26 protein-coding genes are annotated in these 25,497 nt (G+C 72.3%); 15 read left to right on the top strand and 11 right to left on the bottom strand.

Features of this window, described 5'->3' with window-relative positions; translation table 11 throughout:
• Positions 1 to 104 precede the first annotated feature (104 nt).
• The 6 genes from AB0J02_RS02800 to AB0J02_RS02775 are packed head-to-tail and all read right to left on the bottom strand — an operon-like array spanning position 105 to position 6,787.
• Positions 105 to 1,091, bottom strand: coding sequence for a BadF/BadG/BcrA/BcrD ATPase family protein (locus AB0J02_RS02800; RefSeq protein ID WP_363191702.1), 987 nt, complete (start codon positions 1,089 to 1,091; stop codon positions 105 to 107).
• Positions 1,082 to 2,347, bottom strand: a complete 1,266-nt coding sequence (locus AB0J02_RS02795) for a 6-phospho-beta-glucosidase (RefSeq protein WP_363191701.1) — start codon at positions 2,345 to 2,347, stop codon at positions 1,082 to 1,084. Before AB0J02_RS02795 ends, AB0J02_RS02800 begins: the two co-directional genes overlap by 10 nt.
• A gap of 16 nt (positions 2,348 to 2,363) precedes the next feature.
• Complete coding sequence (locus AB0J02_RS02790; protein WP_363191700.1) at positions 2,364 to 3,272, bottom strand: carbohydrate ABC transporter permease; 909 nt, start codon at positions 3,270 to 3,272, stop codon at positions 2,364 to 2,366.
• A 5-nt stretch (positions 3,273 to 3,277) separates the two neighbouring features.
• Positions 3,278 to 4,213, bottom strand: coding sequence for a sugar ABC transporter permease (locus tag AB0J02_RS02785; protein WP_363191699.1), 936 nt, complete (start codon positions 4,211 to 4,213; stop codon positions 3,278 to 3,280).
• A gap of 10 nt (positions 4,214 to 4,223) precedes the next feature.
• Positions 4,224 to 5,561 (bottom strand): ABC transporter substrate-binding protein, encoded by a 1,338-nt coding sequence (locus AB0J02_RS02780; RefSeq protein ID WP_363191698.1) that lies wholly within the window; start codon positions 5,559 to 5,561, stop codon positions 4,224 to 4,226.
• 59 nt (positions 5,562 to 5,620) lie between these two features.
• Positions 5,621 to 6,787 (bottom strand): ROK family transcriptional regulator, encoded by a 1,167-nt coding sequence (locus AB0J02_RS02775; RefSeq protein WP_363191697.1) that lies wholly within the window; start codon positions 6,785 to 6,787, stop codon positions 5,621 to 5,623.
• 314 nt (positions 6,788 to 7,101) lie between these two features.
• Between AB0J02_RS02775 and AB0J02_RS02770 the strand changes: the two genes are divergently transcribed.
• The 4 genes from AB0J02_RS02770 (at position 7,102) to AB0J02_RS02755 (ending at position 9,297) form a co-directional block, all read left to right on the top strand.
• On the top strand, positions 7,102 to 7,431 hold the full coding sequence (locus AB0J02_RS02770) for a hypothetical protein (RefSeq protein ID WP_363191696.1): 330 nt from the start codon (positions 7,102 to 7,104) through the stop codon (positions 7,429 to 7,431).
• A gap of 7 nt (positions 7,432 to 7,438) precedes the next feature.
• Positions 7,439 to 7,966 (top strand): hypothetical protein, encoded by a 528-nt coding sequence (locus tag AB0J02_RS02765; protein ID WP_363191695.1) that lies wholly within the window; start codon positions 7,439 to 7,441, stop codon positions 7,964 to 7,966.
• 24 nt (positions 7,967 to 7,990) lie between these two features.
• A complete protein-coding gene (locus AB0J02_RS02760) occupies positions 7,991 to 8,977 on the top strand; it encodes a hypothetical protein (RefSeq protein WP_363191694.1) in 987 nt (328 codons plus the stop codon).
• A 149-nt stretch (positions 8,978 to 9,126) separates the two neighbouring features.
• On the top strand, positions 9,127 to 9,297 hold the full coding sequence (locus AB0J02_RS02755; RefSeq protein WP_363191693.1) for a hypothetical protein: 171 nt from the start codon (positions 9,127 to 9,129) through the stop codon (positions 9,295 to 9,297).
• A 125-nt stretch (positions 9,298 to 9,422) separates the two neighbouring features.
• Here AB0J02_RS02755 and AB0J02_RS02750 read toward each other — a convergent pair whose 3' ends face one another.
• Complete coding sequence (locus tag AB0J02_RS02750; protein WP_324769927.1) at positions 9,423 to 9,959, bottom strand: HNH endonuclease; 537 nt, start codon at positions 9,957 to 9,959, stop codon at positions 9,423 to 9,425.
• 270 nt (positions 9,960 to 10,229) lie between these two features.
• Between AB0J02_RS02750 and AB0J02_RS02745 the strand changes: the two genes are divergently transcribed.
• Positions 10,230 to 11,306, top strand: a complete 1,077-nt coding sequence (locus tag AB0J02_RS02745) for a mechanosensitive ion channel family protein (protein WP_363191692.1) — start codon at positions 10,230 to 10,232, stop codon at positions 11,304 to 11,306.
• A gap of 24 nt (positions 11,307 to 11,330) precedes the next feature.
• Here AB0J02_RS02745 and AB0J02_RS02740 read toward each other — a convergent pair whose 3' ends face one another.
• From AB0J02_RS02740 to AB0J02_RS02730, 3 genes are read right to left on the bottom strand one after another with little or no spacing between them, the layout of a single operon-like run.
• Complete coding sequence (locus AB0J02_RS02740; RefSeq protein WP_363191691.1) at positions 11,331 to 12,683, bottom strand: FtsX-like permease family protein; 1,353 nt, start codon at positions 12,681 to 12,683, stop codon at positions 11,331 to 11,333.
• Entirely contained in the window at positions 12,680 to 13,402 is a 723-nt protein-coding gene (locus AB0J02_RS02735; protein ID WP_363191690.1) for an ABC transporter ATP-binding protein, read from the bottom strand. Before AB0J02_RS02735 ends, AB0J02_RS02740 begins: the two co-directional genes overlap by 4 nt.
• On the bottom strand, positions 13,399 to 13,941 hold the full coding sequence (locus AB0J02_RS02730; protein ID WP_363191689.1) for a PadR family transcriptional regulator: 543 nt from the start codon (positions 13,939 to 13,941) through the stop codon (positions 13,399 to 13,401). Before AB0J02_RS02730 ends, AB0J02_RS02735 begins: the two co-directional genes overlap by 4 nt.
• A 264-nt stretch (positions 13,942 to 14,205) precedes the next feature.
• Between AB0J02_RS02730 and AB0J02_RS02725 the strand changes: the two genes are divergently transcribed.
• The 8 genes from AB0J02_RS02725 to AB0J02_RS02690 all read left to right on the top strand — a co-directional run bounded on the left by AB0J02_RS02725 (position 14,206) and on the right by AB0J02_RS02690 (position 22,475).
• On the top strand, positions 14,206 to 14,418 hold the full coding sequence (locus AB0J02_RS02725; protein ID WP_363191688.1) for a hypothetical protein: 213 nt from the start codon (positions 14,206 to 14,208) through the stop codon (positions 14,416 to 14,418).
• Positions 14,415 to 16,526 (top strand): 4-alpha-glucanotransferase, encoded by a 2,112-nt coding sequence (gene malQ, locus AB0J02_RS02720; protein WP_363191687.1) that lies wholly within the window; start codon positions 14,415 to 14,417, stop codon positions 16,524 to 16,526. Before AB0J02_RS02725 ends, malQ begins: the two co-directional genes overlap by 4 nt.
• Before the next feature lie 20 nt (positions 16,527 to 16,546).
• The gene (locus tag AB0J02_RS02715) at positions 16,547 to 16,786 is read left to right on the top strand and encodes a hypothetical protein (RefSeq protein WP_363191686.1); all 240 of its coding nucleotides are present in this window, start codon (positions 16,547 to 16,549) and stop codon (positions 16,784 to 16,786) included.
• 171 nt (positions 16,787 to 16,957) lie between these two features.
• Positions 16,958 to 18,442, top strand: coding sequence for an FAD-dependent monooxygenase (locus AB0J02_RS02710; protein ID WP_363191685.1), 1,485 nt, complete (start codon positions 16,958 to 16,960; stop codon positions 18,440 to 18,442).
• Between the two features lie 27 nt (positions 18,443 to 18,469).
• Complete coding sequence (locus AB0J02_RS02705) at positions 18,470 to 19,735, top strand: sensor histidine kinase (RefSeq protein ID WP_363191684.1); 1,266 nt, start codon at positions 18,470 to 18,472, stop codon at positions 19,733 to 19,735.
• Positions 19,699 to 20,343 (top strand): response regulator transcription factor, encoded by a 645-nt coding sequence (locus AB0J02_RS02700; protein ID WP_363191683.1) that lies wholly within the window; start codon positions 19,699 to 19,701, stop codon positions 20,341 to 20,343. Before AB0J02_RS02705 ends, AB0J02_RS02700 begins: the two co-directional genes overlap by 37 nt.
• A gap of 123 nt (positions 20,344 to 20,466) precedes the next feature.
• On the top strand, positions 20,467 to 21,402 hold the full coding sequence (locus AB0J02_RS02695; protein ID WP_363191682.1) for a DMT family transporter: 936 nt from the start codon (positions 20,467 to 20,469) through the stop codon (positions 21,400 to 21,402).
• Between the two features lie 89 nt (positions 21,403 to 21,491).
• Positions 21,492 to 22,475 (top strand): alpha/beta hydrolase, encoded by a 984-nt coding sequence (locus tag AB0J02_RS02690; protein WP_363191681.1) that lies wholly within the window; start codon positions 21,492 to 21,494, stop codon positions 22,473 to 22,475.
• Here AB0J02_RS02690 and AB0J02_RS02685 read toward each other — a convergent pair.
• Complete coding sequence (locus AB0J02_RS02685) at positions 22,435 to 22,947, bottom strand: GNAT family N-acetyltransferase (protein WP_363191680.1); 513 nt, start codon at positions 22,945 to 22,947, stop codon at positions 22,435 to 22,437. The genes AB0J02_RS02690 and AB0J02_RS02685 overlap by 41 nt on opposite strands.
• A gap of 33 nt (positions 22,948 to 22,980) precedes the next feature.
• Here AB0J02_RS02685 and AB0J02_RS02680 point away from each other — a divergent pair, with 33 nt between their 5' ends.
• Positions 22,981 to 23,886 carry a LysR family transcriptional regulator gene (locus tag AB0J02_RS02680; RefSeq protein WP_363191679.1) on the top strand — a complete coding sequence of 302 codons (906 nt, stop codon included), beginning with the start codon at positions 22,981 to 22,983 and terminating at the stop codon, positions 23,884 to 23,886.
• A gap of 76 nt (positions 23,887 to 23,962) precedes the next feature.
• A complete protein-coding gene (alc, locus tag AB0J02_RS02675; RefSeq protein ID WP_363191678.1) occupies positions 23,963 to 25,087 on the top strand; it encodes an allantoicase in 1,125 nt (374 codons plus the stop codon).
• Positions 25,088 to 25,497 lie beyond the last annotated feature (410 nt).

The raw sequence follows: 25,497 nt of genomic DNA, 5'->3' as shown, positions 1-25,497 counted from the left end.
GAGTGTTCGGTTCCCTGGGCGGGACGTGCTGCATGGTCGGCTGAGAGACCAGCCACGAAGAAGGGTGCACTCGACCACACGCGGCCGGGGCTACGGCGAAGCGCTCACCCCGCGTAAAAGTCGCGCACGCGCGCGTGGACCTCGGGCGGAGCCCCGACCGCGTCCAGACCGAGCAGGGCCGCGCCGAGTACAGGCCGCTCCGACACCACGCGAGGCGTCGCCTTGGGGGCCTGGCCCGCCAGCGACTCCGCGATACGCGAATCCAGTTGAGGATGACGGGCGGCGAGCACGCTGCCCCCGAGCAGCACCGGAACCTCCTCGTCCAGAAGATCGAGGCGGCGCAGCGCGACCGTCGACATGGCCACCACTTCGTCGGCCATCCGGTCGACCAGGGCGCGAGCCACCGGGTCCCCGTCCGCCGCCGTGGCGAAGAGAACCGGGGAGCATTCGTGACGCCGTGCCGCGGATAGGTGCCCCAGATGCAGCGCCTCGATCAGCGCGTACATGGAGGAGAGCCCGAAGTGGCCGGGGAGCGTGCGCATCAGGGCCGTGCGCTCGCCGCGGCCGTCCTCCGCCCGCGCCGCGTACCAGAGCGCCTCGTCGGCCAGGCCTCCTCCGCCGCCCCAGTCGCCGGATATCTTGCCGATCGCGGGGAACCGGGCGGTGCGGCCGTCGGGGAGCATGCCGGCGCAGTTGACGCCGGCACCGCACACCACGGCGACACCGCGCGGCTCCGCGTCCTCCAGCAGGCCCGCCCGCAGCACCGCGAACGTGTCGTTGCGTACGTCCACGCTCGACGAGTTCGACCAGCCGCGGGCGCGCAGCGCGTGCGCCAACTCCTTCTCCTCCACCGGGAGATCGGCGTTGGCCAGGCACGCCGACACGTGCCCGACCGCGTCGACGCCCGCCTGGGCGAACGCCTGGCCGACCGCGTCCGCCAGGACGTCCACGGCCCGCTCCACACCCACCTTGGGCGGCTGGAACCCGCCGCCGCGGGCCGCGCCGATGACACTGCCATCGCCCGCGACCACCGCGACGTCGGTCTTGCTGTTGCCCGCGTCGATCGCGAGCACGCTGGTGCTCAGGCCCACGCCAAGTGCTCCCGGTTGTGCGCGATCAGCTGGTCCGTGAGCTGCTCGGCGTACTCGATCTGGCCCACCAGCGGGTGCGCGAGCAGTGCCTTGATGACGCGGTCGCGGCCGCCGTGCAGGGCGGCCTCCAGGGCGAGGTCCTCGTACGCGGTCACGTTGGCGATGAGACCCGCGTACAGCGGGTTCAGCTGCGGGACGGGCAGCGGGCGGGCGCCCTTGCCGTCGACCGCGGCCTGCACCTCGATGACCGCGTCGTCGGGGAGGAAGGGCAGGGTGCCGTTGTTGTACGTGTTGACGACCTGGTGCGGCGAGCCTCCGCCGCCAAGAAGCGAAGCGGCCAGGTCCACGGCCGCCTCGCTGTAGAAGGCGCCGCCGCGCTTGGCGAGCAACTCGGGCTTCTCGTCGAGCGTCGGGTCGCCGTACATCTTCAGCAACTCCCGCTCCATCTCGGCGACCTGGGCGGCCCGGGACGGCTTGGTGCGCAGCTCCCGTACGACGGCGTCGTGCTGGTAGTAGTAGCGGAGGTAGTAGGAGGGCACCACCCCGAGGCGGTCGACGATCGCGCGGGGCATGTGCAGGTCCTCGGCGATCGCGTCGCCGTGCTCGGCGAGCAGCCGGGGCAGCAGGTTCTCGCCGTCCGGGCCGCCGAGGCGGACGCCAAGCTCCCACGTGAGGTGGTTGAGGCCGACGTGGTCGAGGTGGACCTGCGAGGGGGTCACGTCGAGCAGCTTGGCGAACTTGCGCTGGAATCCGATGGCCACGTTGCACAGGCCGACGGCCTTGTGGCCGGCCTGGAGCAGGGCCCGCGTCACGATGCCCACCGGGTTGGTGAAGTCGATGATCCAGGCGTTCGGGTTGGTGCGGCGTACGCGCTCGGCGATGTCGAGCACGACGGGGACCGTGCGCAGCGCCTTGGCGAGACCGCCGGCGCCGGTCGTCTCCTGGCCGACGCAGCCGCACTCCAGCGGCCAGGTCTCGTCCTGGTTGCGGGCGGCCTGCCCGCCGACGCGGAGCTGCAGCAGCACCGCGTCGGCGTCGGCGACGCCCGCGTCCACGTCGGACGTGGTGCGGATGGTGCCGGGGTGGCCCTGCTTGGCGAAGATCCGGCGGGCGAGGCCGCCCACCAGCTCCAGACGGTCGGCGGCCGGGTCGACGAGGACCAGCTCCTCGACCGGCAGGGTGTCCCGCAACCGGGCGAAGCCGTCGATGAGTTCGGGTGTGTAGGTCGATCCTCCGCCGACCACTGCGAGCTTCATTAGCGAATAACCGTCCTTAGCCCTTGACCCCGGTGAGGGTGACGCCTTCGACGAAGGCCTTCTGTGCGAAGAAGAAGACGATGCAGACCGGCGCCATCACGAGGAGCGTCGCGGCCATCGTCAGGTTCCAGTTGACGCTGTGTGCGGACTTGAAGGATTCGAGGCCGTAACTCAGCGTCCAGGAAGCCGGGTTCTGGGCCGCGTAGATCTGCGGCCCGAAGTAGTCGTTCCAGCAGTAGAAGAACTGGAAGAGGGCGATCGCGGCGATGCCCGGCTTGGCCATCGGCACCACGATCTTCAGCAGGGTGCGCAGCTCGCCGCAGCCGTCGACCTTCGCCGACTCGATGTACTCCTTGGGGATCGTCAGCAGGAACTGGCGGAGCAGGAAGATCGAGTACGCGTCGCCGAACGCCATCGGGATGATCAGCGGCCACAGCGTCCCCGCGAGATGGAACTGCTGGGCCCACACCAGGTACATCGGGATCACGATGACCTGCGGCGGCAGCATCATCGTCGAGATGACGAGGAGCATCGCGGTGCGGCGGCCGCGGAAGCGGAACTTGGCGAGCGCGTAGGCCACGGGGACCGCCGAGCAGACCGTCAGCAGCGTGCCCACGGCCGCGTAGACGATCGAGTTCCGCCACCAGTCCAGGAAGCCGTCGGTCTCGAAGACGGCCTGGTAGTTCTCCCAGTGCCAGGAGCTGGGCCACAGGTCGCCGCTCATCGCCTGGTCGTCACTCATCACGGACGTCAGGAAGACGAAGACGAAGGGCAGGACGAACAGCAGGGCGACGGCGATCGCGATGCTGTGCACGGCGATCCAGTTCAGGATCCGCTTGCGGCGGGCGCGGGCGCTCTCGGGCCCTCTCGGGTGCGGGGTCTCGGCGGCCGTCGTGGGCGCCGGGCGCGGGGTCGTGGTGGTCATGGGGATCAGTCCTCCGCCGAGAGCAGGCCCGAGCGCTTGCGCATGAGCAGCATGGTCACGGCCATCGCGATGACGAAAAGGACGAGCGAGAGCACGCACGCCGCGCCGGTGTTGAAGTTCTGGAAGCCCATCGAGTAGACGAGCTGGGGGACCGTGAGGGTCGAGTGGTCCGGGTAGCCGGGCTGGATCACGGAGCCAGGGCCGATGGAGACGCCGGAGGCGATCTTTCCGGCGACCAGGGCCTGCGTGTAGTACTGCATGGTCTGTACGACGCCGGTGACCACGGCGAACATCACGATCGGGGTGATCGACGGCCAGGTCACGTACCGGAACCTGCCCCATGCTCCCGCCCCGTCGAGCTCCGCGGCCTCGTACTGCTCCTTCGGTACGTCGAGCAGTGCGGCCATGAAGATGACCATGAGGTCGCCGATGCCCCACAGGGACAGCATGACGAGGGAGGGCTTGGCCCAGGCCGCGTCGTTGAACCAGTTGGGGCCGTCGATGCCGATCTTGGCGAGGACCTCGTTGACGGGGCCGGTCCCCGGGTTGAGCAGGAAGACGAAGGCGACCGTCGCGGCGACCGGCGGCGCCAGGTACGGCAGGTAGAAGGCGGTCCTGAAGAACCCGACACCCGTCTTGATCTTCGTGACGAGCATCCCGAGGGAGAGACCGAAGACGACGCGCAGCGCCACCATGATCACGACCAGCCACAGCGTGTTCCACAGGGCCGGGCCGAACAGCGGCATGTCCTGGAACACGTACTTCCAGTTCCTCAGCCCCACGAACGTGGGCGCCTTGATCTGGTTGTAGTGCATGAACGAGAAGTAGACGGTGGCGAGCAGCGGGTACGCGAAGAAGACGCTGAACCCGATCAGCCAGGGGGAGAGGAAGCCCAGCGTGCGCAGTCTGCGCCGGGCGGGCCGGGAGAGTGTGAGTGCCATGCGCGGGTCCTCAGTTCTGCGACTGCAGCGTGTCGGCGTCGATGAGCTTGTCGAGGCGTTGCAGCCCCTTCTTCAGATTCGGGACCTTCCCCGCTTCCTCCGTGTACGAGAAGTCCTGCAACTGCACGATGTACATGCCGCCGTTGGTCGACGGGGGCATCACCTGGCTGTACTTGTTCTTCGCGATGCCGAGGAACGTGCGGAACGCCGGATCGGCGTCCAGCTTCGGCGACTTGAGGGCCGCCTTCGTGGAGGGCACGTTGTGAATGGCGTTGGCGAACTGCACGACCTGGTCGGTGTCGGCGGTCAGGAACCTCACCAGTTCCCAGGCGGCGTTCTGGTGCTTGCTGCTGTGCGCGATGCCGGCGACGGTGCCGGTCAGATAGCCGCGGCCGTACGTGTCGGCCTGGTCGTCCGGGACGGGCATGGGCGCGACACCCCATGTGAACCTGGCCTTGGAGTCGTTCAGCATCAGCCCGCGCCACTCGCCGTCGAGGTGCATCGCCAGCTTGCCGCTGAGGAAGGCGTTCTGGTTGGACATCTCGTCGCCGAACGAGGTCCGGAACCGCTCCAGGGCGTCGTATCCGCCCTGCGCGTCCATCAGCTTCTTCGCGGTGCCGAGGAACTCGTAGGTGGCGGGGTCCTTCGCGAGCCGTGACTTCCCGTCCTTGTCGAAGTACGTCGGGCCCCACTGGGCGAACAGCCGGTCGGGGCTGTTCTGGTAGAGCCGGAAGTTCGGCATGAAGCCCACGCGCTTGTACGAGGACCCGTCCTTGACGGTGAGCTTCTTGGAGTCGGCGACGAACTCGGACATGGTCTTCGGCGGGTGCGTGATGCCCGCTTCCTTGAACGCGTCCTTGTTGTAGTACATGCCGAACACGTCCGCGAGCAGCGGCAGGGCGCACTGATTGCCCTGGTAGCTCGTGTAGTTGAGCAGCGACTCGGGGAAGACCTCGGTCTTGTCCAGCCCGGTCTTCTTCATGAACGGGTCGAGGTCGGCCCACATGCCGGAGTCGCAGTACTGGCCGACGTTGTTCGTGGTGAAGGACGAGACGACGTCGGGGGCCTCGTCGCCGCCGGCGCGCAGGGCCTGGTTCACGGTGGCGTCGGAGACGTTGCCGGTGGCCTGCACGTGGATGTTCGGGTGGAGCTTCTCGAAGCGGGCGATCGAGTCGTTGATCGCCTTGACCTCGCCGGGCGCCGACCAGCCGTGCCAGAACTTGATGGTGACGGGCTTCGTCGGATCGTCGGCGGCGCTGCCGGTACTCGGGTTGGCGCAGCCGGCGAGCAACAGTCCGGCCGCTGCGAGCACCACGGGGGCGCGCAGGGGTATACGCCATCGCGGCATGGCGAACGTCCTTTACTGGTACGGGGGTTGGGGGCGGTTCTCGAAGGGGCGCGGGCGGGTCAGGCGCCGCTGGTATCGAAGACGGAGGAGCGGGCCTGGGTGAGGGCGGTGCGCAGGGCGCCGGTCAGGATGGGGTCGCCGTCGAGTTCGCTGATGCGCAACTGGGGCCGGGGTAGGGCGAGTCCGGTGAGTTCGGCCTCGACCCGCTCGCGCAGGGGGGCACCGCCGGCCTGGGCGACCTGCCCGGACAGGACGACGAGTTCGGGGTCGACGACGGCGACGACGGCGGCGAGCCCGGTGGCGAGGCGTCGGGCGACTTCGTCGAGAACGTCGTCCTGGGCGAGCGCCTTGCTCAAGTCTGCGACTCCGCCGGCGAGTTGGCGCACGGCGGGGGCGGCGACCAGGCTCTGGAATCCGCCACCGGCGTCGGTGCGGGCTGCGACGGCGTCGCCGCCGCGGGCCAGCGGGGCGCCGGGCAGCGGCATGTATCCGATCTCACCGGCGCCGCCGGTGGCCCCCCGGAGCAGCACACCGCCGAGCACGATGGCCGCGCCCACACCCTCGTCGACGTAGGCGAGCACGAAGTCGTCGTGGTCCTGGGCGGCGCCCTCGTACTGCTCGGCGATGGCGGCGAGGTTGACGTCGTTCTCGATGGAGACGGGCGTGCCGAGCACCTCGGCCAGCTCGGCGCGCAGGGTGCGCGAGTGCCAGCCCGGCAGGTGCGGGGCGTATCGCAGCTGGCCGGTGCCCGGGTCGATGGCGCCCGGGGTGCCGATGACGGTGGCGGTCAGGTCGTCGTGCCCGAGCCCGGCCCGGCCGAGCGCCCCGTCGACGGCCTCGGTGACGAGCTGGGCCGTGCGGTGGCGGACGTCCTCGGCGACGGCGTGGGCCTCGATGCGGCACCGGCCGCGCTCGGCGCCGGTGATGTCGGCGACGACGGCGGTGATGCCGTTCGGGTCGGCGGACAGCGCGGCGACGTGCGCGGCGCCGGGGCGGATCTCGTAGAGCACGGCGTTCGGCCCCGGGCGGCCGGTCTGGCTCCCGGTGGTCCGCACGAGCCCGGCGGCTTCGAGCCGCCCGAGGATCTGCGAGGTGGTCGGCTTGGAGAGGCCGGTGAGCTCGCCGATCCGAGTACGGGTCAGCGGGCCGTGCGCGACGAGGAGATCGAGGGCGGCCCGGTCGTTCATGACGCGCAGCACGCTGGGGGTACCCGGGGTTGCCGCCATCGTCGCTTTGCCTCTCGCCGTACTGTTAGGAAAGTTTCCTATTGGGGTGCGAGGAACGTAAGTCGGGCGTGAAGGGGGCGTCAATAGGGGGCGGCCCCCAGGCAACCAACTCGTTACCTGCGATTCCTCGGCCCCCCGGCCGCCGGTACCCGGCCCGGCCCGCCCCGTGAGCCGCGCCCCGGAGCGCCGGCCCGATGTGTTCTGATCCCGTACCAGAATGCTATTCGGTTGATAACAAGCTTCTCGGTCAAGGGAGTTGGGGGAATAGAGTCAGCGGTGAAGCAGGTGAAGCAGTCGACGCCTCGGGGGTTCGCATGGCCACCTTCCACATCAAGCAGCAGAGCGGCACGATCCAGCAGGCCGATGTGATCCACAACCACGCGGGCCTGCCGGGTGACCTCACCGACCAGCTCACCGCGCTCCTCGTGCGTCTGCGGGAGCCGTCGGTCGTGGATGGCGAGCGTGCCGAGCAGGCCGCGGCGCAGCTCGTCGCGGCCATCGAGGAGGCCTCGCGGCCGCAGGCCCGGCCCGGCCGCGTGCGCGCCGCGCTGGCGACCGCCGCGGACCTGCTGGCCCCTGTCGCCTCGGCCGCGGGCCTCGTCGGGTCCCTGCAGGCCATCGTCACCGCCCTGCCCCTCGGCTGACGGCGCCATGACGGAGTTCCGCATCGGTGACCAGCGCGCCGGGCTGATCCAGAACGCTGACGTGATCATCAACGCGTCCCCCGCCGCGACCGACCACCAGGCCGCCGCCGAAGGGGCCCTGCGCGCCCGCGACTACGGCACGGCCATCGCCCGCCTCAAGGAGCACCTCGCCGCCGAACCGGCCGACTCGCTCGCCCGCTTCCGGCTCGTCGTCGCGGCCCTGCGCGGACGCCACCCCGACCGCTACGAGGCCGGCCAGATCCACCGCCTCACCGCCCGCCTGGTCCGGCTCGCCGCCGACGACCCCGGCTGCCACCACGCCAAGGTCCTCGCGGTCGTCATCAACGACGGCATGCTCTCGCGCAGCCGCACCAGTCCCCTCCCGCCCTCCGCCGACACCCTCCGGCTCGTCGCGGCCGTGGTGCGCACCGCTCCCGGCCGCGCCCGCGAGATCGTCGAGCACGTCCCCGTCCCCGAGAGCCCGACCTGGGCCGAGCTGCGCCGCGCGCTCGGTGCCGCCCCGCCGCGCTCCTGACAGCCGTACGAGGAGAACCGAGCCATGACGTCCTTCCCGCAGCCCCCGTCGACGGGACCCGTGCCGCACCAGCCCGGCGCGCACCCCCAGTCCTCGCGCCCGCCGGCCTACTGGATCGCCCGCTACTTCGTCGACCCGCCGCATCCGAGCCTGCTGAAGTCCGCGCAGACGAAGATGGCGGTCGGCGGAAGCCTCGCCGTCCTCGGCGTGCTGGTGCTCGTCCTGGCCGGCGGCGGCACGAAGGCGCTGGGGTTCATCATGCTGGTGGTGGGGTGCATCGTCGGCGGCAACGGCCTCTCGGCGAAGAAGGTCTACGACCGGGCGTACGCGCTGACGATGCCGCGCCCCTCCGACGCCGACATCGACCAGCTCATCCTGACCGACACGCTCTCCATCATGAACCGCGCCCTGCCCCAACTCGGCCTCACCGAAGCGGACCTGGTCCGGCCGAGAGGTGCCACAGGCCCGGCCGGAGCGGACTTCACGGACATCGCGGGAGCCGCGGCGGCCCCCGTGACCCCCGGCGGCAACCAGATGGTCGTCTACGGCCCGTCGTTCCCCTGCAACATCGCCATCGGCGCCGACAACCGCAAGCGCTTCTCCCGCTACGAGTTCATGGTGATCTGCCCGACCCACTACCAGCTGGCCATCTACACCTGCCAACTCGACCTCTACACCGGCCAGTTGACCGAGCAGACGAACGAGTACCACTACCAGGACGTGGTGGCGGTCCGCACCTCGTCCATCCCGCTCAACACATTCCGCGGCGTCACCCTCAACCCCCGCCCCTCGCAGCGGGCGCACTTCATGCACCTCGACACGGCCCGCCAGATGCAGATCATCGTCTCCAGCGGCGACCGCACGGCGATCACTCTGCGGGTCTCCTCCTCCGCCGAAGCCACCGTCGACTCGGGCGATCCCCTGGACTTCCCCCAGGTCCTGGAGCGCGTACGGGCGACACTGCGCGAGAAGAAGGGCGGCGTGCAGCAGCCGGACAACGACCTGATCTGACGCCGTCGGCGGCACCTGCTCCATGCCGAACGGAGCGGTGTCCAGCGACGGGCAGGGCGACGGCAGCGGCAGAGGCCGGCCCAGGTCGACCTCGGTGCGGGTCGTGCAGTGGCCGTCCACGGGGTCCTCGTGGCAGACGCCTTCTTGGCGTGCCGGTCGACGCGGACGTGGACGGGCGCGCCGGCGGCGGCATGCGTCCGCGGTTCCGGGCCGGTGTCCGTCTCGTGGTCGCTGGACGTGACCTCACCGACGAGGACGAGCATGTCGATGGGGCCGCGGTGGGTCTCGCGGTAGGACTCGTCGAGGTCGGTGGGATCTGACCGACGTCCGGGGCGAACGCATCGTGCTGATCCAGGTCGCCTGGATATGAGGCCGGACATGGGGGCGGCCGCGCGCCCACCGGCGTGCGGCCGCCCCCGACAGACGCGGAGACCCGGATCGAGTGTCAGGCGGAGACGCCTTCGATCCGGGCCAGTGCCTCGTCCGCGCCGAACGGCTGCAAATAGGGCAGCCAGCGCGGATCGCGATGTCCGGTCCCGATGATGCGCCAGGCCAGACCCGACGGCGGAGCCGGTTTGTGGCGCAGGCGCCAGCCGATCTCCACCAGGTGGCGGTCGGCCTTGGTGTGATTGCAGCGGCGGCACGACGCCACCACGTTGTCCCAGGCGTGCAGACCCCCGCGGCTGCGCGGGATCACGTGGTCGACGCTGGTTGCGACGCCACCGCAGTACATGCACCGGCCGCCGTCGCGGGCGAACAGTGCACGCCGGGTCAGAGGAACGGGCCCCCGGTAGGGGACCCTGACGAACCGCTTGAGCCGGACCACGCTGGGAGCGGGGACGGTGCGTGTCGCGCTGTGCATGAAGGCGCCGGACTCCTCGAGGCACGTGGCCTTGTTCTCGAGGACGAGTACGAGCGCGCGGCGGAGCGGTACGACGCCGAGTGGCTCGTACGACGCGTTGAGGACCAGGACATGCGGCACGGATGCCTCCTTGTACGCCGGCGGCGCGTGGCTCGCGCCGGGACGATCTCGTAGCCAGTCTCCCCTCATGGCTGGTCGTGGCGCCACCATGTCCACGTAACGGCCTTGGAGTGTTTTCGACCACACGTCCTTCATCCCCCAGTGAGCACCGTCTCTCCCTCCAACATGACAACGATCCACACACAATGCCCCGTTAGTGTGGTGGGTCTGCCCGCTGATGTCCCCGAGCCACCCGAGGCGAGCAGATGGCCACGCCTGGAGGTACCTGCCGTGATCTCGTCCGTCCTGTCGGCCGCGGGGGCGAGCGACTCCTCGTCCGACTCCCCGCAACCCACCCTCAAGGACGCCCAGGAACAGGCCGGACAGGCCGCCAGCTGGGTGGAGCAGAACTGGTCCGCCTGGCTGGGCATCGGCCTGCGGGTGCTGCTGATCGTCGTCATCGCCTGCGTGTTGCGCGTCGCGATACGCAGGGCCATCACCAAGCTGATCGAGCGCATGAACCGCACGGCGCAGGCGGTCAACGGCACTGCGCTCGGCAGCCTGCTGGTGAACGTGGAGCGGCGCCGTCAGCGCTCGCACGCCATCGGTTCCGTGCTGCGCTCGGTCGCCTCGTTCGTGATCATGGGCACGGCCGCGCTGATGATCCTCGGCACCTTCGAGATCAATCTGGCGCCGCTGCTCGCCTCCGCCGGGGTCGCCGGTGTCGCGATCGGTTTCGGCGCCCGCAACCTCGTCACCGATTTCCTCTCCGGCGTTTTCATGATTCTGGAGGATCAGTACGGCGTAGGGGACACCATCGACGCGGGCGTCGCCTCCGGCGAGGTCATCGAGGTGGGGCTGCGCGTCACCAAGCTGCGCGGCGACGGCGGCGAGATCTGGTACGTGCGCAACGGCGAGGTCAAGCGCATCGGCAACCTCTCGCAGGGCTGGGCCACCGCAGGCGTCGACGTCTCCGTCCGCGCCGACGAGGACCTGGACAGGGCGCGGGCCGTGCTGGCCGAGGTCGGCGAGGCCATGAGCAAGGCCGAGCCGTGGAACGAGATGCTGTGGGGCCCCATCGAGGTGCTCGGCCTCGACAGCGTCCTGCTCGACTCGATGGTGGTCCGGGTCACCGCCAAGACCATGCCCGGCAAGGCCCTGACCATCGAACGCGAACTGCGCTGGCGCATCAAGGGCGCCTTCGACGAGGCGGGTATCCGGATCGTCGGCGGCGCCCCGGTGCAGGTGGACGGCGAGGCGGCCGTGGACCCGGCGGCCGGTGTGTCGGCGCCGTCCGCGTACGCCTCGGCCACCTCGCCGCAGTCGCTGGCCGCCTCGCCGATACCGCCGACGAACCTGGCCAAGTAGAGCGCCGGCCGGGGCCCGCCCGGCTCAGGCGGTCCGCAGCAGGGCCGGGTGCACCGAGCGGCGCAGCAAGGGCAGTGCGGTGGCCGCCGCCAGGATGCAGGCCGCGTAGACGCCGACCGGTACCAGCAGCGGCAGCGCCCAGGGGACGCCCTGGCCCGAGGTGACGGCGTACGCGATGTGGATCGCCGTGCCGCCGAGGGTGGCCAGGACGAGCGCGGGGGCCAGCGGCAGCGCGGTCTCCAGGAGGAGCGTGCGGGTGAGGATCCGGCGCGGCACCCCGGCGGCGACCTGCGCGGCGAGCGCCCGGCGCCGCGTGGACAGCGACTCGGCCGTGCCCACCGCGAGCGCGGCCAGGCTGATCACGAGGGCGGTCAGGACGGCCCCCGAGGAGAGGTCGAGGCCGAAGGTGTAGTAGTCCATGGGCGCGGCGGTGCTGCCGTGGCGCTGGATGTCGTGCAGGTCGGCGACGAGGACCCGCCGGACGCCGACCATGCCGACGCCCACGATCGTGACCAGTACGACAGCGGCGTGGCTGCGGGCCGCCGCCCAGGGGTCCTCCTGGAGCCGGGCGGCGGCGATCAGCACGGCGGGGTTCCCGGTGCGGCGCCCGAGCCGTCGCCCCGTCGCGCGGGCCGACGCGCCGGCGACCCAGATGGAGCCCGCGCCGGTGAGCACGACCGTGCCGAGCACGAACAGCGGCAGGCCCGCGATGCCGGTGCGGGAACCGTGGGTCATGAGCAGCGCCACCCCGAGGGCGACGGCGAGGGCGGGCAGCAGCAGCGCGGTCAGCGGCCGGGGCCCGCGCCGCGGCCGCTCCCGGCGGACGTGCCCCAGCGGCGAGGCGATGACCCGGCGCAGGGCGACGGCGCTCACCAGCGCGGCGAGCACGGGGATCACCAGGACGACGAGGACGAGGCCGGGCCACGCGACGCCGGGCGGTGTCCAGCCCACGGCCGGCAGCAGCGCGGCGAACACGACGAACCCGGCGAGCGTCCCCGCCAGGCAGGCGAACCCGGCCTCCAGCGCCGCGATCCGCCGCACCTGCCGCGGCCCGGCCCCCGCGAGGCGCAGGCCCGCGAGGCGCCGGTCGCGGTGGACCGCGCCGATCCGGGCGCACTGCCCGAGGAAGCCGAGCAGCGGGACCAGCAGGAGGAGCAGCCCGGCGACGATGCCGTGCCGGGTGCCGGGCTGGTCGAGGAGACCGTGCCCGTACGTGAAGTGGTACTGCCCCTGGACGCTCGCCAGGGCCACCGCGGGCAGGGCGAACCAGGTCGCCACGGCCGCCCCCGCCGCGGTGAGCGCGGCCCGCCGCCGCTCCAGGCGGTCGGCGCCGTGGGTCAGCAGCCACGCGAGGCGCAGGTCGGAGGCGACGCTCATCGCGCCACCTCCGACGACGGCGCGAGGGCGGAACCGGTGGGTCCGAAGCCCCCGGAGGTCTCCTGCACCACCCCGTCCCGCAGGCTCACCTCCCGGTCCGCGTAGGCCGCCACCTGCGCCTCGTGCGTCACCAGGACCACCGCCGTGTGGGTCTCGCGCACGGTGTGGACCAGGGACGTCAGGACCTGCTCGGTCGCCAGGGAGTCGAGCGCGCCGGTCGGCTCGTCGGCGAAGACGGCCTTCGGCTCCGTCACCAGCGCCCGGGCCAGCGCGACCCGCTGGGCCTGGCCGCCGCTCATCTCGCCCGGCCGCACCTCCCGCCGGCCGCGCACCCCGAAGCGCTCCAGCCACGCGTCGGCCTCCTGGTGCGCGGCGGCGCGCGGTCGGCCCGCGAGCAGCAGCGGCAGGGCGACATTGTCCAGGGCCGTCAACTCCGGGATGAGCTGGCCGAATTGGAAGACGACGCCGAAGTCCGTGCGGCGCAGCTCGCTCAGCCGCTCCTCGTCGAGCCCGTCGAGTCGGACACCGCCGTACGTCACCGTGCCCTCCTCGGGGCGGACGATGCCGGCCAGGCAGTGCAGCAGCGTCGACTTGCCGCTGCCGCTGGCGCCCGTGACGGCGAGGATCTCGCCGGTGCGGACCTCGACGCTCGCGCCGCGCAGCGCGGGTGTCCTGCCGTACGACTTCGTGAGTCCTTCGGCGGCCAGGAGTGTGCTCATGCTGCGGTGACCTCCGCGGTCAGAGTGGCGAGCCGGGCGGCGGTGGTGGTCATCCAGCGCAGATCGGCGTCGAGGTGGGCGAGGGCGTAGTCGGCGGACAGGACGGTGGTGAGGTCGGCGCCGGGGTCGCTCTTCACGGCGGTCAGCTCCCGCATGCGCGCCATGTGCGCGGCGCGCTGGGACAGCAGGTGCGCGGCGGGGTCGGCGCCCTGCCCCGCGACCAGGATGGAGACGACGACCTTGGCGAAGATCTCGTTGGCGACGTGCGGGGCGGGCGGCGTGATCTCGGCCGCCCAGTCGAGGAGTTCGCGGCTGCCGCGGGGCGTGGAGCGGTACAGGGTCCGCTCGGGGCCGCCGTCCGAGTCGGTCCCCTCGACCTCCACGAGGCCGTCGCGGACCAGGCGCTGCAGCGTCGTGTAGACCTGCGCGTAGGCGAGGGGACGGGCCTGTGGGAACCGTTCGTCGTGGCGTCGCTTGAGGTCGTAACCGTGGCTCGGACCGGAAGCGAGCAACCCCAGCAGGATGTGGCGGGTGCTCATGGCGAAGAGTATGTACCGCGTATATGTACTGAGTACATAGTGGTTCGCGAAGCGGCATCAAGTGGGAGTCATGGTTCCGGTTAGGTGCCGGACCGCAGGACTTTCGGTTTTCGCGGTTCCCTGATCAAGTTCTTCTTGCCGTACACAATGTGACCAGCAACACGTTGTCCGCCCGAACAGGTCTGCCTTCGTGTCCACTGGGTAGGGACTCGGACTCCTGACCCGTACGAGACATGTATGAGACCTCTGACGAAGGAGGCCCCCGTGGCCGCATCGGCACATCTTCTGCTCTCGGCCCTCTCCAAACAGGCGGACACCACCCTGACCGGCGCCGACACCACCACGTCCTCCGCCGAACCGCCGCTGACCAGCGAACCGCCCTTCGCCGACTACGCCCCGCTGACCTCCGAGCCGCCCCTCACCGACGCGGCCCCGCTGACCTCCGAGCCCACCCCGAGCGGCCTGGCCGCGGGATGAGCCTGGCCCGGCTCGCCGAGCTGTACGGCGTGGCCACCTCCTACTCACCCGCGCCGGGCCGCACGGTCCGCGCCTCCGGCACCGCCGTCACGGCGGCGCTCGCCGCGCTCGGCGTGGACGCGAGTACGCCGGAAGCGGTGCGGGACGCGCTGGCCGCGCGGGAGGCGGAGTCGGCGGCGCGGCTGCTGCCGCCGACGGTGGTGTGGTGGCTCGGCGCTCCACGGCCGGGCTGGCTGGACGGACTCCCCGAGGGCACGCGTCTCTCCCTGGCCGCTGCATCGCCGGGTGACGAGGCGGGTGGGTGGCAATATCCGCCGAGCGGCGGCGACCCGCAAAGCCCCCCGCCGGGGGTGCACACACTCACGGCGGAGACCCCCGCGGGCGTCACGGCGACGGCCCACCTGATCGCCGCCCCGCGCAAGGCCCCGGTCCCGCCGCCGCGCACGCACGGCCTCATGCTCCAGCTCTACTCCCTGCTCTCCGACCGCTCCTGGGGCATGGGCGACCTCGCCGACCTCGCCGATCTGGCGTCCTGGTCGGCGCGCACCCACGGCACCGGATTCCTCCAGGTCAACCCCTTGCACGCGGCGGTCCCCAGCGGCCCCAGCGGCCCCGACGGCGCCGGCGACCCGTCCCCGTACCGCCCCTCGTCCCGCCGCTTCCCCGACCCGGTGCACCTGCGGATCGAGGACGTCCCCGAGTACGCGTACGTCCCCGCGCGCGCCCCCTCGATCACCAGCGAGGCCGCCCGGCTGCGCCAAGACGTCCTGGAAGAAGCGGGGTTGATCGACCGCGACGCCGTGTGGGCGCTGAAGCGCGAGGCCCTCGAAGCGGCCCACGCCGTTCCGCTGACCCCCGGCCGCCGCGCCGCCTACCAGGACTTCCTCACCGAACAGGGCGCCGCCCTGGAGGACCACGCCACGTACAACGCGCTCGCCGAGCGCCACGGCCCCGACTGGCGCACCTGGCCGGCCGCCCTTCAGGACCCGCGCTCGCCCGACACGGCCCGCGCGCGCCGGGAGGCGGCGGACCGCGTCGACTTCCACCGCAGGCTCGCCTGGCTCACCGACATCCAACTCGGCGCCGCCCAGCGGGCCGCGCGCGACGCGGGCATGCCGATCGGGCTCATGCACGACCTCGCGGTCGGCGTGCACCCCGGCGGCGCCGACGCGTGGGCCCAGCGGCTCGTCTTCGCGCAGGGCACGAGCGTGGGCGCGCCGCCGGACGCGTTCAACGCGCGGGGCCAGGACTGGGGCCTGCCCCCGTGGCGCCCCGACCGCCTCGCCGAGACCGGCTACGCGCCCTTCCGCGACCTCCTGCGCAACCTGATGCGGCACGCGGGCGCCGTCCGCATCGACCACGTGATGGGCCTGTTCCGGCTCTGGTGGATCCCCGAGGGCCAGGCGCCGACCGAGGGTACGTACGTCCACTACGACGCCGAGGCGATGCTGGCCGTGCTGCTCCTGGAGGCGTCGCGATCGGACACGTACGTCATCGGCGAGGACCTCGGCACGGTCGAGCCGGGCGTGCGCGAGCGGCTGCGTGAGGGCGGGGTGCTCGGCACGTCGGTGCTGTGGTTCGAGCGGAACTACCCGCCCGAGGGCGACGGGCGTCCGGTGCCGGCCGAGGAGTGGCGCACCGACTGCGTCGCCACGGCCACCACCCACGACCTGCCGTCCACCGCGGCCCGGCTCTCCGGCGACGACGTGCGGCTGCGCGAGCGGCTCGGCCTGTCCACGGCGACGCCCGCCGAGGCGGCGGCGGAGATCGCGGAGTGGCTCGACCTGTTCACCCGTCTCGGCCTGCTGCCGCCCGGCGGCCACGGCGACGAGGAGGAGGCCGCCCGCGCGGTGCACCGTTTCCTGCTGCGCACCCCGGCCCGCCTGGTCGGCATCTGGCTGCCCGACCTGGTGGGCGACCGGCGACCGCAGAACCTGCCCGGCACCTGGACCGAGTACCCCAACTGGCGGCTGCCCGTCGCGGACTCCGCGGGACGGCCCCTCACCTTGGAGGAGCTGACTTCCTCGCCCCGCGCGCACGCGTTGCTCCAGGTGTTCGCGGGAACGGCCGTGCCTCTTACAGGCCCCCCGGACGCGCGCGTCGTTTAGGCGTTCGCTACGTTGGCACCGTGGACAAGAAGAACGCCCTGCGCGCCGGCGCCCTGGCCTCCGGTACGACGCTGATGATGCTGCTGATGTCGTCCCCCGCGCTCGCGCTCACGCGCGACGACGGCGACGACCCGGGTAACGGCCTGAGCGTGATCGACACGCTCGGCCTCTACGTGGTCGCCCCGATCGTCATCTTCCTGGTGATCGCCGGTCTCGTGATGCTGGGTGACAAGTCCCGCAAGCAGCAGAAGCAGGGCTGACCCGCAGAGTTCTCCCGTCGAGGGCACCCGCCGCGCACATGTCGCGGCGGGTGCCCTCGACGCGTTCTGCGCGAAGAGGCCTTCCGCGTTCCTGACGGAGCGCATCACCATGGACGGGCCGACGCGACCACCGGGCGCCGGCACGGTCACGGACGGTCGTAGGAGGCCTTCATGAACGGCACCCCGAGCATCGGCACCGCACCCGACGGCACCCCGCACGACCGCTCCGTCATCGTCGTCGGCGCGGGCCCCACCGGCCTGCTGCTCGCCGGGGACCTCGCCGCCGCCGGCGTGCCGGTCACCCTCGTGGAGAAGCGCCCGCCCGGCATCAGCAACCTCTCCCGCGCCTTCGTCGTGCACGCCCGCACCCTGGAGCAGCTCGACGCCCGCGGCCTCGCGGACGAGATCGAGGAGCGGGGACGGCCACTCGACCGGCTCCGCCTGTTCGGCGGGCTCTCCATCGACCTGTCCGGACTCCACTCCCGCTTCAACCACGTCCTCGTCGTCCCGCAGTACGAGGTGGAGAAGGCCCTGGAGCGGCGCGCGGTCGGCGCCGGGGTCTCCTTCGCGTACGAGACCGAGGTGACGGGGCTGGTGCAGGGCACGGACGGGGTCACCCTCCAGGTGCGGAACAAGGACGGGGAACAGGCGGAGCTGAGCGCCGCCCACGTCGTCGGCACCGACGGCATGCGCAGCGCCGTACGGGGCGCCGTGGGGCTGCCCTTCCCCGGCAAGTCCGTCATCCGCTCGGTCGTGCTCGCCGACGTCCGCCTCGCCGAGCAGCCGGAGGACCTGCTCACGGTGAACGCGGTCGGTGACGCCTTCGCCTTCATCGCGCCCTTCGGCGACGGCTACTACCGCGTCATCGGCTGGAACCGCGCCCGGAACGTCTCCGACAGCGAGCCCCTCGACCTCGACGAGATCAAGGAGATCGCCCGGCTCGCCCTCGGCCGCGACTTCGGCATGTACGACGCCCGCTGGATGTCCCGGTTCCACAGTGACGAGCGTCAGGCGCCCGCCTACCGCGTGGGCCGCGTCCTGCTCGCGGGCGACGCCGCGCACGTGCACACCCCGGCGGGCGGCCTGGGCATGAACACGGGGCTGCAGGACGCCGCCAACCTGGGGTGGAAGCTGGCGGCGGTCGTCAACGGCCGTGCCGGGGAAGCCCTGTTGGACACGTACGAGGCCGAGCGGCACCCCGTCGGCAAGGCCGTCCTGCGCAGCAGCGGCGGCATCGTGCGGATGGCGATGGCGAAGCGCCCCTGGACGCTCGGCACCCGCGCCGCCTTCACCCAGGTCGTCGGCCGGGTCCGCCCCGCGCGCACCCGCGTCGTCGGCCGGATCACCGGCGTCGGCGTCGCCTACCCGGCCCCCAAGGGCGCCCACCCGCTGGTCGGCAAGCGGGTGCCCGACGTGGCGCTGGCCGGCGGCGCGCGGCTCTACGAGGTGCTGCGCGGGGGCGAGTTCGTGCTGATCCTGCCCGAGGGGGACGCGTACAAGGGCGACGGGATCTGCGTCGTCCACTGGGCGAGCGGCCGCAGGACCGCCCTGCTGGTGCGGCCCGACGGGTACGCGGCGTGGGCGTCGAGCGGCGCGGATGGGGGAGTTAACTCCACCGACATGCCCGAGGAGTTCGCCTCATACTCGTTGCGGTAGGCGGAGCGAGCAGGGGAGTTGGGGGACATGGAGAGGGTCGAGGCGCTGCGGCGCTGCCAGCGGCTGTGGCTGCTGTCGATGGTGGCGATGTACTGGTCGACCGTGGTTCACGTCGCGGTGTGGACGCCCGTCCCGGGGCTGCTGCCGCGGGCCGCGGCCGGGATGCGCCGCATGGTGGACCGCGAACGGGCCCTCGCCGCCGAGTGGTCGGGCGTCACCGTGGAGGCGACGCCGTCCGCGCAGGGCCGGCGGGAGAAGGAGAGCCGCGGCCTCCTGGCCCGCTACCGGTGGCTGTTCGGCGACGCGCAGCGGTTCCGCGAGTGGCGCTGGACCACCATGTACTCGCTGGTCGGCGGCCTCATCGCGGGCGTCCCCGGCGCGCTCGTCCTCTACGGCCTGTGGGGTGTCTTCCTCGCGTTCTTCGGCCCGTACCTCGCGGGCCGGGGGGCCGGCTGGGACGGCCTGTGGTACACGGTCATCCACGTCACGGACGTGCCCACCGCCGTCATGGCGGGACTGCTCGGCCTGGTGGTCGGCAAGGCCGGCCTGTGGCTGGCGCCCGGCACCGTCGCCCGGCACGCCCGCTTCGTGCGGGCCACGCTCGCCCCCAGCGAGCAGGAGATCATGGCCGCCCGCATCGCCCACCTCGCGGCGACCCGCTCCGACGCCGTCGACACCTCGGCGGCCGAACTGCGGCGCATCGAGCGGGACTTGCACGACGGCGCGCAGGCCCGCCTCGTCGCGATGGGAATGACCCTCGACGCTGCCGAGCACCGGCTCGCCGAGGACCCGGAAGCCGTGCGCGCCCTGCTCGCCGAGGCCCGCGCCTCCTCCGTCGCGGCCCTCCAGGAGCTGCGCGATCTCGTCCGCGGTATCCACCCGCCGGTCCTCGCCGACCGCGGACTCGGCGACGCCGTACGGTCGTTGGCGCTGCTGAGCCCCCTGAACACGGAGTTCGCCGTCGACCTGGAGGGCCGCCCCGAGCCGCCCGTCGAGTCCGCCGTGTACTTCGCGGTCGCCGAGGCCGTGACGAACGCGGCCAAGCACGGCGGCGCCGAACGCCTGTGGATCGACATCGGCTACGACCCCGCGCGCTCGGCCCTGAGCGTCAGCGTCACCGACGACGGCCGCGGCGGCGCCGACCCGTCCCGGGGCAGCGGCCTGGCCGGCATCGAGCGCCGCCTGGCCACGTTCGACGGCGTCCTCGCGGTCAACAGCCCGGCCGGCGGGCCGACGCAGATCTCGATGGAGGTGCCGTGCGCGTTGTCGTCGCCGAAGACCACTTCCTGCTGAGGGACGGTCTCGTCCGGCTCCTCGGCGCGTACGGCCATGAAGTCGCCGCCGCCGTCGACAACGGCCCCGAGCTGCTCAAGGTCCTGGTGGCGGAGCGGCCCGACGTCGCGATCGTCGACGTACGCCTGCCGCCGGACTTCGGCGATGAGGGCCTGCGCGCGGCCCTCGCCGCCCGCGAACAGGTGCCGGGACTCCCGGTGTTGCTGCTCTCGCAGTACGTGGAGCCTTTGTACGCACGGGAGTTGCTGGCGGACGGTGCGGGCGCGGTCGGCTACGTCCTGAAGGACCGGGTCACGAACGGCGGCGCATTCCTGCGCACCATCGGGCAGGTCGCGGACGGCGGGACCGTGATGGACCCCGAGGTCGTCTCGAAGCTGCTCGCCCGCAAGGTCCGCGACCGCAAGCTCGGCTCGCTGACCGCCCGCGAGCGCGAGGTCCTCGGGCTGCTCGCGCAGGGGCGCTCCAACGCGGGTGTCGCGGAGGCCCTGTTCGTCGGCGAGAAGGCCGTGACCAAGCACATCGGCAACATCTTCACCAAGCTCGGCCTGCTGCCCGGCGAGAGCGGCAACCGCCGGGTGCTGGCCGTACTGGCGTATCTGGAGGGCTGAGCCCAGCGACGCAATCGTTCGTTTCTGTTGAACACAAGCAGCGGAAACATTCGATGGACGTGACAGGTGGTGTGCTGCGACGGTGCTTCCGTACCCGCAGACAGCACACACGAGAGGCCCCCGATGGCAGTCCTGGACCGTATCCGCACCCCTGTCGAGCCGAGACGGGCGGTCGGGGGCCTGGGCGCGGGACTGGCCCTCGCCGCGCTCGCCACCGTCGTCTGGTCGGGCAGCTTCGTCACCTCCCGCGCGCTGCACGACAGCGTGCCGCCGGTCCAGCACGCGTTCTGGCGGTGGATCGTCGCGATCGTGGCCCTCGCCCCCTTCGGACTCCGGGCGGCCTGGCGCGAACGGGCGCTGATCCGAAGGCACTTGGGGTACGTCACCCTGGCATCGCTGCTCGGCGTCACCGTCTACAACACCCTCGTCAACCAGGCCGGACTGACCACCTCCGCGGGCAACATGGGCATGATCATGGCGGCGTCGCCGGTGCTGATGGCGCTGTACGAACGGCTCGGCGGCGCGCGCCTCGGCGCCCGCCGCGTCACCGGAACCCTGGTGGCCTGCGCGGGCGTCGTCCTCCTCGTCAGCAAGGGCTCACTGTCCCCCCGGTTCGCGCCCGGCGACCTGTGGGTGGTCGCGGCCGCGGTCTGCTTCGGCTCGTACAGCGCGCTGCTGCGCCGCAGGCCCCGGGAGATCGGCGGCGTCGCGTTCCTGTTCGCCACGTTCGTGCTCGGCGCGCTGATGCTGCTGCCCGCCTACGTGGTGAGCGTGGCGGTGCAGGGCGGCTTCGAGGTGCGCCCGGGCACGGCCGGCCCGCTGCTCTACGTCGGCGTCGTCTCGTCGGCCCTCGCCTTCTTCGCCTGGAACAAGGCGATCGCCCTGATCGGGGCCGCCCGCGCGGGCGTCGTCTACTACCTGCAGCCCGTCTGCGTGGCCCTGCTGTCGTACGCCGTGCTCGGCGAGGCCATGGGCCGGATGCGGCTGGTGTGCATGGCGCTGATCCTGGCCGGCGTCGTGCTGGCCTCGGCGGCGCGGCGGACCCCGAAGCCCCGGTGAACTTGCCGGACCGGCAAAAAGGGGCGGCGCCGCGGACCGGCCGGGGAGACGATCGGAACACCGCAACGCCGTCCTTCCCGGAGGTCCGCATGACGCAGTCACCCGCCGCGCCCGTCCACCACCTCGTCCCCACGCCCGCCGGCCGCACCCACCTCGTGGAGCAGGGCACGGGCCCGCTCGTCCTGCTCGTGCACGGCTTCCCCGAGTCCTGGTACTCCTGGCGCCGCCAGCTCCCGGCCCTGGCCGCCGCCGGCTACCGGGCCGTCGCCGTCGACGTGCGCGGCTACGGCCGCTCCTCCCGGCCCGCCGCGACCGAGGCCTACCGGATGACGGAGCTCGTCGAGGACAACGCCGCCGTCGTGCGCGCGCTCGGCGAGGAGTCCGCCGTGGTCGTCGGGCACGACTGGGGAGCGAACATCGCCGCGAGCTCGGCGCTCCTGCGGCCGGACGTCTTCCGCGCCCTCGGCCTGCTGAGCGTGCCGTACGCACCGCGCGGCGGACCCCGCCCCAGCGAGGTGTTCGCCGGGATGGGGGGCGGGCCGGAGGAGTTCTACGTCTCCTACTTCCAGGAGCCCGGCCGCGCCGAGGCCGAGATCGAGCCCGACGTGCGCGGCTGGCTGGCCGGGTTCTATGCGGCGTTCTCCGGCGACACGATGCCGCCGCCCGGCGCCCCCGACCCGCACTTCCTCACGCGCGGCGGCCTGCTGCGGGAACGCTTCCCGGCGGCGGGGCGACTGCCCGACTGGCTCGGCGAGCCCGAACTCGACTTCTACGCGGGCGAGTTCGAACGCACCGGGCTCAGCGGCGCCCTCGCCCGCTACCGGAACATGGACCGCGACTGGGCCGACCTGGAAGCCTACGACGGCGCCCCGATCACGCAGCCGTCCCTCTTCATCGGCGGCGCGCTCGACGCGTCCACGACGTGGCTCGCCGACGCGATCGACGCCTACCCGAAGACCCTCCCCGGACTCGTCGCCTCGCACATCCTCGACGGGGCCGGGCACTGGCTCCAGCAGGAGCGGGCCGACGAGGTCAACCGCCTGCTGCTGGAGTGGCTGGCCGCCCTTCCGTAGCCGCGGCCCGCAGCGCCAGCTCCATCAGCGGCAGCACCCGGCCCGGCAGCGACCCCGACGGGATCGAACCGACCCGGCGCCCACCCATCGCCTCGTAGAACGGCACCGCGTTCGGGTCGGCCGCCCAGCCGAACCGGGTGAATCCGGCGGCCCGCGCCGCCTCCCGCACATGGTCGAACAGGAGCCGCCCGACACCGCCGCCGATCGCGTCCGGGTCGACGAACATCAGCCCCAACTCGCCCCGCGGCGGCTGCCCTTCGAGCGTCGCCAGACCCAGGAGCCGGCCGTCCGGCCCCTCGGCCACCACGGCCCGGCGCGACCCGACCTCGTCCGCCCGCAACGTCAGCTCGGCCACGCACGCCGTAAGGAACTCCTCGTCGTAACCCCAGTGCGCCTTCGACCGCAGGGCCAGTGCGCTCAGCCGCTCCGCCTCGTCGGGGCGGGCCGCTCGGATCCGTACCGTCTGCTCCATGCCGCCAGCGTAGGCCGGGTTACGTTGTGACGTATGAGCGACCAAGCGCCGAGACCCGACCGCTGGGACATCAAGAAGCTGGTGATCCTGCGCACCCTGCGGGAGCGCGGCACCGTCACCGCCGCCGCGCAGGCCCTCCTCATGACGCCGTCCGCCGTGTCGCAGCAGCTCACCAACCTGGCGAAACAGCTCGGGGTGCCGCTCCTCGAAGCACACGGGCGGCGGGTGCGGCTCACCGACGCGGCGCATCTGGTGCTGGGGCACGCGGAAGCCGTATTCGCCCAACTGGAACGCGCCGACGCCGAGTTGGCGCAGTATGTGCACGGCGACGCGGGCGTGGTGCGGATCGCCGCGTTCTCCACCGCCGTGCCCGCCCTCGTCGTGCCCGCCGTCCGGGCGCTGCGCACGACCCACCCCGGCATCACCGTCCGCGTCCGCGAGGCCGAGGCGGCGCAGGCCTACGAACTCCTCGCGTCCGGCGACGTGGACCTCGCCCTCTCGCTCGCCGCACACGCGCCGACCGCCCGCGACCCGAAGTTCACCCGGGTGCCGCTGCTCGCCGATCCGCTGGACGTGGCCCTGCCGGTCGGGCATCCGCTGGCGGAGGCGCCCGGCCTGCGCCTCTCCGACCTCGCCGGGGAGCCATGGATCTTCGGCGGCTCCGGACCCTGGTCCGAGATCACCATCGCCGCGTGCGAGGCCGCCGGGTTCGTACCCGAGCAGGCGCACAGCGCGGCCGGGTGGACGGCGATCCTCGCCATGGTCGAGGCGGGGATGGGGGTCGCACTCGTACCGCGGATGGCGGCGGCCCGGCGGGACGGCGTCGTGATGTGCGCGCTCGGCGCCGACCGGCCCGTACGGCACGTGGTGGCGGCCGTGCGGAAGGGGGCGGAGGAGGGGGCGACGGTGCGGCGGGTGCTGGACGCGCTGCACGCGTGACCGTTCAGCTCAGCTGAACAGGCACCCCGGAAACTTTCGATGGACCTGCGAGGTCGGCGTCGCCGAGAGTACGGGCATGACGACGACCCCCGCGCACGACGACCCGCACGCCAACGACGCCGCCCCCTACGGAGGCGGCGACCCGTACGCCGACTACCGCACGTTCGGTGACGCCACCGGATTCGCCGGTCTCGTCGACCTCGCCGACCGCCGGCTCGGCGCCGGGGTCATCGCCGCCAACGACGAGTTCTTCGCCCAGCGCGAGAACCTCCTCGTGCGCGAGCGGGCCGTCTTCGACCCCGAGCACTTCGGGCACAAGGGCAAGGTCATGGACGGCTGGGAGACCCGGCGCCGCCGCGGCACCGCCGACTCCCCGTTCCCGGCGCCCGGGGACCACGACTGGGCGATCGTGCGGCTCGGCGCACCCGGCGTGATCCGCGGCATCGTCGTCGACACCGCGCACTTCCGCGGCAACTACCCGCAACGCGTGAGCGTCCAGGCCGCCGCCGTCCCCGGCACCCCGGGCCCCGGCGACCTGCTCGCCGACGACGTCAAGTGGGAGGAGATCGTCCCGCGGAGCCAGGTCCGCGGCCACGCCGCCAACGCCTTCACCGTCACCTCCGAGCGCCGCTTCACGCACCTGCGCATCTGCCAGCACCCCGACGGCGGCATCGCCCGCCTGCGCGTCCACGGCGAGGTGATACCCGATCCCGGGTGGCTCGGCCTGCTCGGCACGTTCGACCTGGTCTCCGTACTCAACGGGGGTGTGTACGAGGACGCGTCGGACAAGTTCTACTCCTCGCCGACCCAGATCATCCTGCCCGGTACCTCGCGCAAGATGGACGACGGCTGGGAGAACCGGCGCCGCCGCGTCCACGGCACCAACGACTGGGTCCGCTTCCGGCTCGCCGCGCAGGGCGCGATCCGCGCCGTCGAGATCGACACGGCCTACTTGAAGGGCAATTCGGCGGGCTGGATCGCCCTGAGCGGCCGGGACGGTGACAGCGGCGAATGGTTCGAGGTCATCCCGCGCACGCGGCTGCAGCCGGATACGTTGCACCGGTTTGCGCTGCCCGCGGAGGTTGTGGTGACGCATGTCCGGCTGGACGCGTTCCCTGACGGTGGGGTGGCCCGGATGCGGGTGCACGGCGCTCTGACGGAGGCGGGTCGTTCGTCGCTGGAAGAGCGGTTCCGTGGGTGAGCCGGCCGCTCGGGTGCGGGAATCCGGTTCTCGCCGCGAGGTAGCAGGTCCGCTCCGGGGCGCGGCGCCGTCGTGGCTGGTCGCGCAGTTCCCCGCGCCCCTGAAATGCGCACTGCGTGCGCCATTTCATAGGCGCGCATGCAGCGCCCCTGGGGCTGCGGCGAAGCCGCATGCTCCAGGGGCGCGGGGAACTGTGCGAGAAGTTCCCACCGGGCCGCGGTCGCATGAGGGGGGCGACATGGCAGACGCTCAGGGGCGCGGGGAACTGCGCGAGAAGTCCCCACCGGGCCGCGGTCGCATGACGGGGGCGACATGGCAGACGCTCAGGGGCGCGGGGAACTGTGCGAGAAGTTCCCACCGGGCCGCGGTCGCATGACGGGGGCGACATGGCAGACGCTCAGGGGCGCGGG

It is taken from the genome of Streptomyces sp. NPDC050264 (assembly GCF_040655895.1).
Lineage (GTDB): Bacteria > Actinomycetota > Actinomycetes > Streptomycetales > Streptomycetaceae > Streptomyces.
The sequence above is the reverse complement of the archived record's forward strand: the minus strand, read 5'-3'. Positions and strand labels throughout refer to the sequence as shown.

Excerpts from the sequence above, each read along its gene's own strand:
- malQ (WP_363191687.1), top strand. The coding sequence starts at position 14,415 with ATGAGCCTGGCCCGGCTCGCCGAGCTGTACGGCGTGGCCACCTCCTAC.
- AB0J02_RS02770 (WP_363191696.1), top strand. The coding sequence starts at position 7,102 with ATGGCCACCTTCCACATCAAGCAGCAGAGCGGCACGATCCAGCAGGCC.
- AB0J02_RS02695 (WP_363191682.1), top strand. The coding sequence starts at position 20,467 with ATGGCAGTCCTGGACCGTATCCGCACCCCTGTCGAGCCGAGACGGGCG.
- AB0J02_RS02775 (WP_363191697.1), bottom strand. The coding sequence starts at position 6,787 with ATGGCGGCAACCCCGGGTACCCCCAGCGTGCTGCGCGTCATGAACGAC.
- AB0J02_RS02735 (WP_363191690.1), bottom strand. The coding sequence starts at position 13,402 with ATGAGCACACTCCTGGCCGCCGAAGGACTCACGAAGTCGTACGGCAGG.
- AB0J02_RS02785 (WP_363191699.1), bottom strand. The coding sequence starts at position 4,213 with ATGGCACTCACACTCTCCCGGCCCGCCCGGCGCAGACTGCGCACGCTG.
- alc (WP_363191678.1), top strand. The coding sequence starts at position 23,963 with ATGACGACGACCCCCGCGCACGACGACCCGCACGCCAACGACGCCGCC.
- AB0J02_RS02780 (WP_363191698.1), bottom strand. The coding sequence starts at position 5,561 with ATGCCGCGATGGCGTATACCCCTGCGCGCCCCCGTGGTGCTCGCAGCG.
- AB0J02_RS02690 (WP_363191681.1), top strand. The coding sequence starts at position 21,492 with ATGACGCAGTCACCCGCCGCGCCCGTCCACCACCTCGTCCCCACGCCC.
- AB0J02_RS02680 (WP_363191679.1), top strand. The coding sequence starts at position 22,981 with ATGAGCGACCAAGCGCCGAGACCCGACCGCTGGGACATCAAGAAGCTG.
- AB0J02_RS02685 (WP_363191680.1), bottom strand. The coding sequence starts at position 22,947 with ATGGAGCAGACGGTACGGATCCGAGCGGCCCGCCCCGACGAGGCGGAG.
- AB0J02_RS02795 (WP_363191701.1), bottom strand. The coding sequence starts at position 2,347 with ATGAAGCTCGCAGTGGTCGGCGGAGGATCGACCTACACACCCGAACTC.
- AB0J02_RS02765 (WP_363191695.1), top strand. The coding sequence starts at position 7,439 with ATGACGGAGTTCCGCATCGGTGACCAGCGCGCCGGGCTGATCCAGAAC.
- AB0J02_RS02740 (WP_363191691.1), bottom strand. The coding sequence starts at position 12,683 with ATGAGCGTCGCCTCCGACCTGCGCCTCGCGTGGCTGCTGACCCACGGC.
- AB0J02_RS02730 (WP_363191689.1), bottom strand. The coding sequence starts at position 13,941 with ATGAGCACCCGCCACATCCTGCTGGGGTTGCTCGCTTCCGGTCCGAGC.
- AB0J02_RS02710 (WP_363191685.1), top strand. The coding sequence starts at position 16,958 with ATGAACGGCACCCCGAGCATCGGCACCGCACCCGACGGCACCCCGCAC.
- AB0J02_RS02790 (WP_363191700.1), bottom strand. The coding sequence starts at position 3,272 with ATGACCACCACGACCCCGCGCCCGGCGCCCACGACGGCCGCCGAGACC.
- AB0J02_RS02705 (WP_363191684.1), top strand. The coding sequence starts at position 18,470 with ATGGAGAGGGTCGAGGCGCTGCGGCGCTGCCAGCGGCTGTGGCTGCTG.
- AB0J02_RS02760 (WP_363191694.1), top strand. The coding sequence starts at position 7,991 with ATGACGTCCTTCCCGCAGCCCCCGTCGACGGGACCCGTGCCGCACCAG.